The sequence below is a fragment of the Rhodoferax sp. UBA5149 genome (assembly GCF_002413825.1).
Lineage (GTDB): Bacteria > Pseudomonadota > Gammaproteobacteria > Burkholderiales > Burkholderiaceae_C > Rhodoferax.
On sequence record NZ_DHXT01000062.1, the window covers coordinates 20,911 to 33,689 of the forward strand.

A 12,779-nucleotide genomic window follows, 5' to 3' on the forward strand; every position below is an offset into this window, starting at 1 on the left:
CATGAAAGTTCTGGATCTTCAGTGTGGCCATCAGCACGTGTTTGAGGGATGGTTTGCGTCCGAAGATGATTTTCGGGGCCAATGCGATCGTGGCCTGGTCGAGTGTCCGGTGTGCGGCGACGCGTCGATTACCAAGCGCTTGAGCGCGCCGCGCCTCAGCTTGGGAAGTGCCCGAGCCGAGCCCTCAATCCCGCAAGACGTGGTCTCCACGGCCGGCACCGATCAGACGCCGCAGGCCGCCTGGATGGCGGTGGCCCGACTCATTTTGGCCAATACCGACGATGTGGGGAACAGGTTTGCCGAGGAAGCTCGGAAAATCCATTACGGCGAGGCCAAGGCGCGCGGCATTCGCGGCCAGGCCTCACGTGCCGAGACCGAGTCTCTCCTCGCGGAAGGCATCGCCGTGATGCCACTGCCGCTGCCCGAAGCGCTCAAGGGGCGCTTGCAGTAGGCGTCGACAAGCGGGTGTAAACCCGTCCACTGTGACGTGCCTGCGTGCGCACATTGACGTAATACGACTCTTGCATAAAGCCATGAATTGGTAAGCAAAGCTCACCCAAGAGCGATAAGCCCGCCTAGAATCCGCGACATCCAAAAGATCAACCGGAGACACCATGACTACTCCCGCGCTTGCCGAGCTGCTTTCCTATACCCAGGAGCATGCAGGGCCCGCCACCGATCGGCTTGCTGATTTCGTATCTGCCTATTTCGAGAACACCGACCCGGATGAAATCCAGGCCCGTGGTCCGGCCACTTTGTTTGCCATTGCCAACGCGCACTGGCGCTTGCTGGCGTCGCCACGAACTCCGCAAAACGCCAAGATTCGCGTGTTCAATCCGACGCTGGCTGAAGACGGCTTCGTGAGCGAACACACATCCATCCAGATCGTTCACGACGACATGCCCTTTCTGGTGGACTCGGTCACCATGGCAGTGAATCGCAGTGGCCGCACGGCACACTGGATTGTTCACCCTTTACTGGGCGTACAGCGTGATGAGCAGGGTCACCTGATCAAAACTTCCAGCGCAGCACCCGGTTCGACGCAAACCAGTCCGATCGAGTCCCTCATTCTGGTCGAGTGCGATCGCATTGCCGGTGAGGCAGATCGCATCGCCTTGGCCAATGACCTGGCTCTTGTGCTGGGTGATGTGCGCGCCGTGGTGCAAGACTGGCGTCCCATGCTGGACCGGGTGCAAGCCGTGCGGGCGGCGTTGGCGCGCTCAACGCTGTCCTGCGTCAACCAGCAAGAGGGCATTGATTTCTTGCGCTGGCTCGAAAACAAGCATTTCACTTTCCTGGGCGCCAGAGACTACGCGCTTCAGCGCGATGGCGAGGCCGTGAGCCTGGTGGCGATCCCCGAGACCGGCCTGGGTGTGCTGCGCGGAGCGGTTCAAACACCCGTCAGCCGACTGTCGGCAGATGCGGTGGCGTTGCTGGATTCCGACCAGTTGGTGCTCGTCACCAAGGCCATGACGCGTGCCACGGTGCACCGCCCCGCCTGGCTGGATTACGTCGCCGTCAAACGCTTTGACGACGCCGGTCAAGTGGTCGGCGAGGCCCGGTTTCTGGGGCTGTACACCTCCACGGCTTACTCGGCCCTGGTCAGTGAAATTCCCCAAGTTCGTTTGCGCGCCGCCGAGGTCATGGCTGCTGCGGGCGTGGTGCCTGACAGCCATGCCGCCAAGTCATTGCAATCAATTCTGGACGCCTACCCGCGCGACGAGTTGTTCCAGGTTGATACCGCCACGCTCACCGAGCATGCGATCGGTATTCTGCGTTTGCAAGAGCGCCAGCGCACCCGCGTGTTCCTGCGCCGCGACCCGTTTGGACGCTTTACCTCGGTGCAGGTGTTTGTGCCGCGCGACCGCTACAACACCGAGCTGCGCATCAAGATTGGCCAGGAACTGGCGGGCGCGCTGGACGGCCAGTCGCTCGAATTCACCCCCACGCTCACAGACAGCCCGCTGGCTCGCATTCACTATCTGGTGCGCGCCAAAGAGCGTGCGCCGGAAAATGTGGACCTGCGTGCTCTGGAAGCGCGTATTGCCAGACTGGCACAGCGCTGGGAGGACGACTGCGCGCAAGAACTGCTATACACCCATGGCGAGGGTCAAGGCTTGGCCCTGGCTCATCGTTTTGCCAATTCATTCCCCACCGCCTACCGCGAAGACTTCTCGGCCCAAGTGGCGGCCGAAGACACCCAAGTACTGGCCGCATTGACGCCGACCTCTTCTCTGGCCGTCAAGCTGTATCGTCCGCTGGATGCTGGCGCTGGCATGCTGCGCTTCAAGATCTACAACACCTCCAAGGTGGCGCTGTCTGACTCCCTGCCGGTACTGGAACGCATGGGCGCGCGCGTGCTGGACGAGCACCCCTATCGGGTCGGCAATGAGGTTGGCAGCGAAGTCTTCTGGATTCACGATCTCGGCCTGCAATTGCCCACGGACACAGAGCTTTCCGCCGTCAAATCCCGTTTCGAGTCGCTGTTTGCCCAAGCCTGGAAAGGCGAAGTCGACAGTGACGACCTGAACAAGCTGGTGCTCAGCACCACGCTGGATGCCCGCGCCATTTCCGTGCTGCGCGCCTACACCCGTTACTTCAAGCAACTTGGGTTTGCCTTCAGCCAGAGCTACATCGAGGCCACGCTGAACAAGAACGCCGTGATCTCGCAGGAAATCAGCCAATTGTTCGAAGCCCGCTTCGACCCCTCGCAAACCGGGAGCCGCGACGACGCTCAGAAGCACCTGGTTGAGAGCATGGAGGGCCACCTCAACGCCGTGGCGAGTCTGGACGAGGACCGCATCCTGCGCCAGTTCTATGCCAGCGTGATGGCCACGCTGCGCACCAATGCATGGCAGACGACCGATGCGGGCACGTGCAAACCCTACCTGAGCTTCAAATTCAATCCGCGTGAAGTGCCGGGCGTGCCCGAGCCCAAACCCCTGTTTGAAATCTGGGTCTATTCACCGCGTGTTGAAGGCGTGCATTTGCGAAACGGAAAAGTGGCGCGAGGCGGCATTCGCTGGTCTGACCGTCGCGAAGACTTCCGCACGGAAATTCTGGGATTGGTCAAAGCCCAGCATGTCAAAAACACGGTCATCGTCCCGGTCGGTTCCAAGGGCGGGTTTGTGCTCAAGAATGCGCCCGCCGCGAGTGACCGCGAAGCTTTCATGGCCGAGGGTGTGGCCTGCTACAAGCTCTTCCTGTCCGCGCTGCTGGACCTCACCGACAACCTGGTGAAAGGGGCTGTTGTACCTCCCGCCAAGGTGGTGCGCCACGACGTGGATGACCCCTACCTGGTGGTCGCGGCCGACAAGGGCACGGCGACTTTCTCCGACATCGCCAACAGCGTGTCGGCAGATTACGGTTTCTGGCTCGGCGACGCGTTTGCCTCGGGTGGCTCAGTCGGTTACGACCATAAGAAAATGGGCATCACGGCACGCGGTGCCTGGGAATCGGTCAAGCGGCACTTCCGTGCGCTCTCCATCAACACGCAGACCACGCCGTTCACGGTGGCGGGCATTGGTGATATGTCGGGTGACGTGTTTGGCAACGGCATGCTGCTGTCCGAGCACATCAAGCTGGTGTTGGCCTTCGATCACCGTCATATCTTTATCGACCCCACGCCCGATGTCGCGCGCACTTTGGCCGAACGCCAGCGCCTGTTTGACCTGCCGCGCTCAAGTTGGGACGACTTCGACAAGCGCCTGATCTCGGAAGGCGGTGGTGTCTTCGCGCGCTCGGCCAAGTCCATCAAGCTATCGCCGCAAACGCGCGCCGTGATCGGCATTGAGGCCGAGGAACTGGCGCCCGTCGAGCTGCTGCGGGCGATCCTGCAGGCGCCGGTGGACCTGCTGTACAACGGCGGTATTGGCACCTACGTGAAAGCGACTTTCGAAAGCCATGCCCAGGTCGGTGACAAGGCGGGCGACGCCTACCGCGTCAACGGCGTCGAGTTGCGTTGCAAGGTGCTGGTGGAAGGCGGCAACCTGGGTTGCACGCAAAATGGCCGCATCGAATTTGCCCAGAAAGGCGGCTTGATTTACACCGACGCCATCGACAACTCGGCCGGCGTGGATTGCTCGGACCACGAGGTCAACATCAAGATTTTGCTGGGCAGCATTGTCGAGGCGGGCGACCTGACGCTCAAGCAGCGCAACGACTTGCTGGCCTCCATGACCGACGAAGTCGGGCACCTGGTGCTGGCGGACAACTACTACCAGACCCAGGCACTGGATATTGCCAGCCATCGCCCGCTCTATATGCTGGACGGGCAACAGCGCCTGATGCAATGGCTCGAAGGGGCCGGGCGCCTGGACCGCAGCATTGAATTTCTGCCCAGCGACGAGGAAATTGCGCGTCGGCGTGCGCGCGGGGTGGGCTTGACGGCGCCTGAAGGCGCGGTGGTGCTGGCCTATGGCAAGATGTCGCTGTTTGATGAACTGGTGGCCAGCAACCTGCCTGATGACCCCTACTTCAGCCGTGCCCTCCAAGCCTATTTCCCGCAAGTGCTGACCGAGCGATTTGGCGATGCCATCGCTAGCCACCCGCTTAAGCGCGAGATCATCGCTGCCCTGATCACCAACACGGTGATCAACCGTACCGGCGCGACCTTTGTCAATTTCATCGCCGCGGAGGCCGCCGCCGCCGCCGCCGATGTAGTGCGTGCCTACACGCTGGCCCGTGAGATTTTCGATCTGGCGCCCTTGTGGGACCAGATCGACGCACTGGACTACCGTGTCTCGACCTCCTTGCAACTGGATCTGTTGAGCCAGCTCACCGCCATTGCGCAACGTGCTTCGCGCTGGATGCTCCGGGTGCGTTCACAAAGCACCGACTTACCGACGCTGATCCACCGATATCAACCCGGCGCGCGGGAGCTGCGCGCCAACCTGGCGAGCTGGTTGCCAGCCGAGGCCGGCGCGAACTGGCAGCACGCCACACAGTCCCTGGTCGACGCTGGCGTGGAACAGGATTTGGCGCATAACCTGACGGCCCTGGAGTTCATCTTCCCGGCGCTCGATCTGGTGGACCTGGCCCAAAGCGCCGGCACCGGACTGGAGCAGGCTGCGCGGGCCTACTTCGGTGTCGATGCCGAACTCGGCCTGACCGCCTGGCGTGTGGAGATCAACCGCCTGCCCACCGACACGCTGTGGCAGACCCAGGCCCGTGGCAGCGCGCGCGACGATGTCTATTCCATTGCCAGCCAGATTGCCCAGGGCTTGTTGTCACGTAGCAATGGTTTGACCGACTGGTCTGCCGAACATGGCATGGTGATTGAACGCTTGCGCAAGTTGCTGCAAAACATAAGCACCCAGAGCCCGGATCTGGCGCCGATATCGGTGGCCTTGCGCGAACTGCGGCATCTGGCTTGAGTGGTTAACTCAAGCGCTCAGGTTGACGAGGCGGCCCATGCTTTGGTGCCGGGTGTTCAGTACGGCGGCAGCGTTCGCGCTGCCTTGAATTTGCGGCTGGTAGGTGGGATCGGCTGGCTGACTGCTTGAGCTCAGCTCGCGCACCTTCGCCTGGCTCTTTTGGGCGTCGCGTTCTGCTTCATTGGCCTGAGCACGCAAGTTCTGGGCATTGGCTTGCGCTTGGTCTGCTGCGCGTCGCGCCTGCTCCAACCGGTTTCTTCCCAATACGCCTTGCAACGAAGGTGTTGCGCTGTTCGTGGCGGTGATCGCAACCAAGATGCTGGATCTCAGGCGTCGCCGAATGTCAGGCGGATGTGTTGAGGATGCGCCCAGTGGTCTGGCCCTGGGTATTCACCACGGGCAGCGGCTTGGCCTCTGGCGTTTTTTTGCCCTCGGGCGCTTTGGCTTTGACCTCGTGACTTGGCGCCTGCTGCGTGGCTTCTGTGCGCTTGGGCGGCTTGGCCGCTTGTACCGGCGGGGTTTTCACTGAAGAGACATCCATGCGAGGCTCCAATCGTTATGAGGCTCTAGTTTACTGGCGATGCGCTGTGATTTCAATGCCGGATTTTCCAGCAGAATTTCTGTGGTTGGCCAATGGGCCAAGTCAGGCATTGAATTGCAGCGCTGCCAGGCCCGCATAAACACCGCCTCGCGCCACCAGCTCGGCGTGCGTGCCTTGCTCCACCAGCCGACCGTGATCCAGCACGACGATGTGATCAGCCTTTTGCACAGTGGCCAACCTATGTGCAATCACCAGCGTGGTGCGGTCGCGCATGGCGGATTCCAGCGCCGCCTGCACCATGCGTTCGCTCTCGGCGTCGAGCGCGCTGGTGGCCTCGTCCAGCAGCAGCAGGGGCGGGTTCTTCAGCATGGCGCGGGCAATCGCGATGCGTTGGCGTTGGCCGCCGCTCAGGCGCACGCCACGCTCTCCCAGAAAAGTGTCATAGCCCTCGGGCAGCGCGCTGATGAATTCGTGGGCAAAGGCCGCCTGGGCCGCGGCCTTGACCTCGGCGTCGCTGGCACCGGGTTTGCCGTAGCGAATGTTCTCCAGCGCGCTGCTGGAGAAGATGACCGCGTCTTGCGGCACGATGCCGATGCGCTGGCGCAGGTCGTGCAAGGCCATGTCGCGTGTCGCCACGCCGTCCAGCACGATGCGCCCCGACGCCGGGTCGTAAAAGCGCAGCAGCAATTGAAACACCGTGCTCTTGCCAGCGCCGCTGGGCCCGACGATGGCGACGGTTTGACCCGGTTTCACAGCCAGGGAGAAATCACTCAACGCCGCCTGGGTGGGCCGCGACGGATAGTGAAAATTGATTGCTTCAAATTTGATAGCGCTTCCCGCAATCTGCACGGGGGCTGGCGCCGGATTTTTGGGTGATGTGATGGGTGACTGGCTGCCCAGCAGCTCCATCAGTCGCTCGGTCGCACCGGCCGCGCGCAGCAGGTCGCCATAGACCTCGCCCAGAATCGCGAACGCACTGGCCAGAATGATGACGTACATCACCGTCTGGCCCAAATCGCCGGCGCTGATGCGCCCGGCCACGACGGCCTGCGTGCCCTGGTACAAGCCCCAGAGCAGCGCTGCCGAGGTCGCGATGATGATGAAGGCCACCAGCACCGAGCGTGCCTTGGTGCGCCGCACTGCCGTGTTGAAGGCGCTGTCGGTGGAGGCACTGAAGCGGGCTGTCTCGCGTCCCTCGGCGGTATAGCTTTGCACCACCGGAATGGCGTTCAGCACTTCAGCCGCAATGGCGCTGGAATCCGCGATGCGGTCCTGGCTGGCGCGCGACAGCTTGCGCACACGCCGGCCAAACCACAGGCTGGGTACCACGACCAGCACCAGCACGCCCAGCACCTGAAACATCACATAGGGGTTGGTCCAGATCAGCATGCCCAGGGCACCGATGCCCATCACCGTGTTGCGCAAGCCCATGCTCAGCGACGAGCCTACCACCGTCTGCACCAGCGTGGTGTCGGCGCTCAGGCGCGACAGCACTTCGCCGGTCTGCGTGGTCTCGAAGAACTCGGGGCTTTGCTGCAGCACATGGCCATACACGGCGTTGCGTAAATCGGCGGTCACCCGCTCACCCAGCCAGCTCACCATGTAAAAGCGACCCGCTGAAAACAGGCCCAGCGCCACGGCCACGGCAAAGAGCGCGACAAAGTGCTCACGCAAGGCCATCACCTGCGCGCCTTTGTCGGTCTGCACCAGACCGCCGTCAATCAGGCTGCGTAGCGCCACCGGAAAAGCCAGCGTTGCGACGGCCGCCATCACCAGAAAAATGAGCGCCAGCCCGATACGGCCGCGGTAAGGAAAAAGAAAAGGCCACAGACCGGACAGTGAACGCGGCGATGCTTTGAAGGGGGCGGGGGTGGACATGGGCCACAGTGTAGCCAAAAAATGCAGAAAACGTTGCCGCACCAAACAAAGCCTTGACATATATTGCCTAGGCAAATAATATTGGCGCTCATGATGAGAAAACCTTCCCCTTCCAGCCCCCCGTCCGAAAAAACGGCATGTTCGGCCATCGAGTTTTACTGCGCCAAAGATTACGTCCCTGAAGAAAGTGTTGGTTTTATGATCCGGCGCGTGTTGGCCACGGTGGCGCAGGAGGTCGAGCGTCAGCTCGAAGCCAGTGACCTGACCAATGCCCAATGGGTTCCGCTGCTCAAGCTGTTCATGCGCCAGACGTCCACCGTGGCAGAACTGGCACGTGAATGCCACCTGGATGCCGGTGCCATGACCCGCCTGCTGGACCGGCTGGAAACCAAGGGGCTGTGTCGCCGGGTGCGCTCCGTCGAAGACCGGCGGGTCGTCAACATCGAGTTGACAGACGAGGGGCGCGACGCGGCCAAAGGAATCCCGGGGGTGCTCTGTCAGATTCAAAATGCGCATCTCGCCGGTTTTTCGGTGGAAGAATTTCAAACGTTGAAGGGTTTTTTGCATCGCATCCTGAACAACGCGCAAGTCCAGTCCCAGTCTCCCATTCAACCCAATTCAATCCCAGCCCATCCCATCCCAGGAGGCCCGCATGAGGCTTGACCACCAGAAGGCGGGCGTTCGCACCCGCTTGACCCAATCCGCTGTGCTCATCGTCGCGGCGCTCGGCCTGTCGGCGTGCGCCAGCATGAGCGGCATCCAGGCCCAGGCCACGCTGCGTGATGCGGCCTCGCTGGGCCTCCCGGTTGAACCAGGCGTCAGCGTCACGCTGGATGCCCAGTGGTGGCGTGAGTTTGGGGACGAGCAACTTAACCGGCTGGTCGAGCAGGCCCTGGCCACCAGCCCGAGTCTCAGAATCGTGCAGGCCAGAATGGCGCGCGCCCAGGCCGGCGTCGACGTGACCGATGCCGCCAGTGGACCGCAGCTCAATGCCGGGATCGATGCCACGCGGCAGCTTTTCACCGCCAATGGTCTGATTCCGCCACCCCTGGCGGGCAAGATCTATGAAACCGGCACCGCGCAGTTCAGCGGCAGCTGGGAGCTGGATTTTTTTGGAAAGAACCGCGCTGCACTCGATGCCGCGCTGGGCAACGCCCGCGCCACGCAGGCCGATGCCGATGCCGCTCGCATGCTGCTGGCCAGCCATGTGGTGCGCAGCTACGTTCAGCTGGTGCGCCTGAACGAGCAACTGGCTGTGGCGCAGCGTTTGCTGGCCCAACGCCAGCAGGCCCTGCATCTGGTGCAGGACCGGGTCAATGCCGGCCTCGACACGCGTCTGGAACTGCGCCAAAGCGAAGGCACCTTGCCCGATGCGCGGCTGCAGATCGAAACCCTGCAGGAACAGCTGACCTTGGCCCGCAATGCCCTCAGCGCCTTGGTCGGACAGCCAAATAGGGCGGTAGCCCCCGATCTACCTACGTTATCAGCTATTAAAAATATAGCAAATGCCGCGACACTGCCGTCCGACCTGTTGGGCCGCCGGGCCGACATCGCCGCCGCGCGCTGGCGCGTGGAGGCGGCCACCCAGGACGTCAGCAGCGCGCGAAGCCAGTTCTACCCCAACATCAATCTGGTGGCGTTTGCCGGCTTCTCCAGCATTGGCCTGGACCGTTTGCTGGGGGCGGGCAGCGAGCAATGGGGCGTGGGCCCGGCGCTGCATCTGCCGCTCTTTGACGGTGGTCGTCTGCGTGCCAACCTGCGCGGCAAAGCGGCTGAGCTGGACGCCGCCATCGAAAGCTATAACGCGACCGTGATTGACGCCGTGCGCGAGGCGGCCGACCAGCTCGCCTCCACGCAGGCCATCGGGCGCCAGCAAGTCGAGCAGCGCGCGGCGCAAAGCTTTGCCGAAAACGCTTATGACATTGCCGTGCAGCGCTATGAAGCCGGACTCGGCAATTACCTCCAGGTTCTCACCAGTGAGACCACGGTGCTGAGCCAGCGTCGTCAGGGCGTGGACCTGGCCGCCCGGGCACTCGATACCCAGGTGGCCCTGATCCGCGCACTCGGTGGCGGCTATCGCGCCGAGCTGCCCGCTGCCACGGCCCAAAAATAAGTTACTTCCCATTTTTGAATCATTACCATGACTTCACCCCAAACTTCCACTCAAGCCCCGCATGCCGCAGGCAATCCAGCCCGCAAAAAGGCACTGATCTCGCTGGCCAGCGTGGTCGTCATCGCGGGTCTGGGCTGGACCGCCTATGAATGGTTGGTGGCCAGCCATTACGAGTCCACCGACAACGCCTATGTGCAGGGCAACGTGATCCAGATCACGCCGCAGATTGGCGGCACTGTGATGGCGATCCTGGCCGACGACACCGATTACGTCAAAGCCGGCCAGCCGCTGGTCAGGCTCGACCCGGCCGACGCCCGGGTCGCGCTGGACCAGGCTGAGGCCAACCTGGCACAAACCGTGCGGCAGGTGCGCACGCTGTATGCCAATAACGGCAGCCTGGGGGCGCAAATCACCCTGCGCGAGTCGGACGTCGCCAAGGCGCAGACCGAAATCAGCCGCGCCACCGATGATTTCAGCCGCCGCCAGGCGCTGGTCGGCAATGGCGCGGTCTCCAAGGAAGAGCTCAACCACGCGCAAACGCAACTTGCCAACGGCAAAAGCGCCTTGGCGGCGGCGCAAGCCGGGGTGGCCGCGGCCAAAGAACAACTGGTCAGCAACCAGACCATGACCGACGGCATCAGCATTGACAAGCACCCCAGCGTGCTGGCCGCGGCGGCCAAAGTACGCGAGGCCTGGCTGGCCAGCCAGCGCGCCGCCTTGCCGGCGCCGGTGGATGGCTACGTGGCCCGGCGCACCGTGCAACTGGGTCAGCGCGTCGCGGCCGGTACCCCCCTGATGGCCATCATTCCCCTCAACCAGCTGTGGGTGGATGCGAATTTCAAGGAAGTGCAGCTGCGCAACATCCGTATTGGCCAGCCCGTCAAATTGACGGCCGATGTGTACGGCAAAAAGGTCGAGTACAAGGGCACCGTGACCGGTCTGGGTGTGGGCACGGGTGCGGCCTTTGCCCTGTTGCCCGCGCAAAATGCCACCGGCAACTGGATCAAGGTGGTGCAGCGCGTGCCGGTGCGCGTGGCGCTGGACGCGGCCGAAGTCGCCCAAAATCCGCTACGGGTCGGTTTGTCCATGGACGCCACGGTCGACGTCAGCAATACAGACGGCAAGATGCTGGCCGATGCGCCGCGTGCCACGGCCTTGGTGCAAACCACGGTCTATGAGTCGCTGGACCGTGGTGCGACCGAGGAAGTGCGGAAAATCGTGGCCGCCAACGTTGGTCGTCACTAAGCGATCCCGGCATGGCGACCGCATCTCAATTCATTCCGCTGCCTCCGCTGCAAGGCTCGGTCCGCCTGTGGGGCACGATCGCCCTGTCCCTGGCTACCTTCATGAATGTGCTGGACTCGTCCATCGCCAACGTGTCCCTTCCGGCCATAGCCGGGGACCTGGGCGTGAGTACCAACCAGGGCACCTGGGTCATCACCAGCTTTGGTGTGGCCAACGCCATTGCCTTGCCGCTGACCGGCTGGCTGTCGCAGCGTTTCGGGCAGGTGCGCCTGTTCATCACCAGCGTCTTGATGTTTGTGCTGGCCTCGTGGCTCTGTGGTCTGGCGCCCAACATGACTACGCTGATCGTGTTTCGCGCCCTGCAGGGCTTTGTTGCCGGACCCATGATTCCGCTGTCGCAGGGCCTGCTGTTGTCCAGTTACCCGCCGGCGTTGGCCGGTCTGGCGATGGCCTTGTGGGCCATGACCACTTTGGTTGCGCCGGTGCTGGGGCCGCTCTTGGGGGGCTGGATCACCGACAACATCTACTGGTCGTGGATTTTTTACATCAACATTCCGATTGGCTTGCTGTCGGCCTTCATGGTCTGGTCGATTTACCACAAGCGTGAAAGCATGACGCACAAACTACCGATCGATGGCGTTGGTTTGGGACTGCTGGTGCTGTGGGTGGGGGCGCTGCAAATCATGCTGGACAAGGGCAAGGAGTTGGACTGGTTTCACTCCCCGCTCGTGGTGGGCCTGGGTGTGGTGGCGCTGGTGGGCTTTGCCTTTTTTCTGGCCTGGGAACTCACCGAAGAACACCCGGTGGTGGACCTGAAGCTATTCAAGCGGCGCAACTTCTGGACTGGCACCGTGGCGATCTCGGTGGGCTACGGCCTGTTCTTTGGCAACGTCGTGCTGTTGCCGCTGTGGTTGCAGCAGTTCATGGGCTATCCTTCGATCGATGCTGGCATGCTGCTGGCGCCCGTGGGATTGTTTGCCATCATCCTGTCGCCGATCGTGGGCAAAAACGTCGGCAAGGTAGACCCGCGCTATCTGGCCAGTTTTGCCTTTGTCGTGTTTGCCCTGGTGCTGTTGATGCGCTCGCATTTCAACACCCAGGCCGACTTTGGCACCATCATGTTGCCGACCGTGGTGCAGGGCATTGCCATGGCGTTTTTCTTCATTCCCCTGTCCGTCATCGTGCTCTCGGGCATCACGCCTGACAAAATCCCCGCCGCCTCGGGCCTGTCGAGCTTTGTGCGCATTGTGGCGGGCTCGTTTGGCACATCGATTGCAACCACCGTCTGGCAGGACCGCGCCGCCATGCACCACGCGCAGTTGGCGGAGGCTGTCAGTCAAGGCAACTTTGCGGCGACCCAGGTGCTGACCGGTCTCGGCAGCGCGGGTCTGTCGCCTGAACAAGCGCTGGCGCAGGTGAACCGTCTGGTGGACCAACAGGCTTACATGCTGGCCGTCAACGACGTGTTCTATGCCTCGGCCATGATTTTTTTGTTGCTGATTCCGGTGGTGTGGCTCTCAAGGCCCAAGCAGGTCGGCGCTGCCAGCGCCGATGCGGCGGCCGGCGCGCATTAATTTGGCGGCTTTTTTTACGAAGAACCTCTGATCACTTTCTCGGCATAAGACCA

General features: G+C 62.3%; 9 protein-coding genes. 6 read left to right on the forward strand and 3 right to left on the reverse strand.

Going from position 1 to position 12,779, the window contains the following annotated elements:
- Position 1 precedes the first annotated feature (1 nt).
- Complete coding sequence (locus B3V69_RS05020; RefSeq protein WP_296444373.1) at positions 2-451, forward strand: DUF1178 family protein; 450 nt, start codon at positions 2-4, stop codon at positions 449-451.
- A gap of 163 nt (positions 452-614) precedes the next feature.
- The gene (locus B3V69_RS05025) at positions 615-5,375 is read left to right on the forward strand and encodes an NAD-glutamate dehydrogenase (RefSeq protein WP_296444374.1); all 4,761 of its coding nucleotides are present in this window, start codon (positions 615-617) and stop codon (positions 5,373-5,375) included.
- Between the two features lie 9 nt (positions 5,376-5,384).
- On the opposite strand, the gene B3V69_RS05030 is transcribed toward B3V69_RS05025, so the two are convergent.
- The 3 genes from B3V69_RS05030 to B3V69_RS05040 all read right to left on the reverse strand — a co-directional run bounded on the left by B3V69_RS05030 (position 5,385) and on the right by B3V69_RS05040 (position 7,794).
- Complete coding sequence (locus B3V69_RS05030; protein ID WP_296444376.1) at positions 5,385-5,690, reverse strand: hypothetical protein; 306 nt, start codon at positions 5,688-5,690, stop codon at positions 5,385-5,387.
- A 28-nt stretch (positions 5,691-5,718) separates the two neighbouring features.
- Complete coding sequence (locus B3V69_RS05035) at positions 5,719-5,916, reverse strand: hypothetical protein (RefSeq protein ID WP_296444378.1); 198 nt, start codon at positions 5,914-5,916, stop codon at positions 5,719-5,721.
- 102 nt (positions 5,917-6,018) lie between these two features.
- A complete protein-coding gene (locus B3V69_RS05040) occupies positions 6,019-7,794 on the reverse strand; it encodes an ABC transporter transmembrane domain-containing protein (RefSeq protein WP_296444380.1) in 1,776 nt (591 codons plus the stop codon).
- Between the two features lie 93 nt (positions 7,795-7,887).
- On the opposite strand from B3V69_RS05040, the gene B3V69_RS05045 reads away from it, so the two are divergent.
- From B3V69_RS05045 to B3V69_RS05060, 4 genes are read left to right on the forward strand one after another with little or no spacing between them, the layout of a single operon-like run.
- Entirely contained in the window at positions 7,888-8,457 is a 570-nt protein-coding gene (locus tag B3V69_RS05045; protein ID WP_296444382.1) for a MarR family winged helix-turn-helix transcriptional regulator, read from the forward strand.
- Positions 8,447-9,907 carry an efflux transporter outer membrane subunit gene (locus tag B3V69_RS05050; RefSeq protein ID WP_296444384.1) on the forward strand — a complete coding sequence of 487 codons (1,461 nt, stop codon included), beginning with the start codon at positions 8,447-8,449 and terminating at the stop codon, positions 9,905-9,907. Before B3V69_RS05045 ends, B3V69_RS05050 begins: the two co-directional genes overlap by 11 nt.
- Positions 9,908-9,934: 27 nt before the next feature.
- The gene (locus B3V69_RS05055) at positions 9,935-11,152 is read left to right on the forward strand and encodes an HlyD family efflux transporter periplasmic adaptor subunit (RefSeq protein WP_296444386.1); all 1,218 of its coding nucleotides are present in this window, start codon (positions 9,935-9,937) and stop codon (positions 11,150-11,152) included.
- Positions 11,153-11,163: 11 nt separating this feature from the next.
- Positions 11,164-12,726 carry a DHA2 family efflux MFS transporter permease subunit gene (locus B3V69_RS05060; protein WP_296444388.1) on the forward strand — a complete coding sequence of 521 codons (1,563 nt, stop codon included), beginning with the start codon at positions 11,164-11,166 and terminating at the stop codon, positions 12,724-12,726.
- Positions 12,727-12,779: the final 53 nt, after the last annotated feature.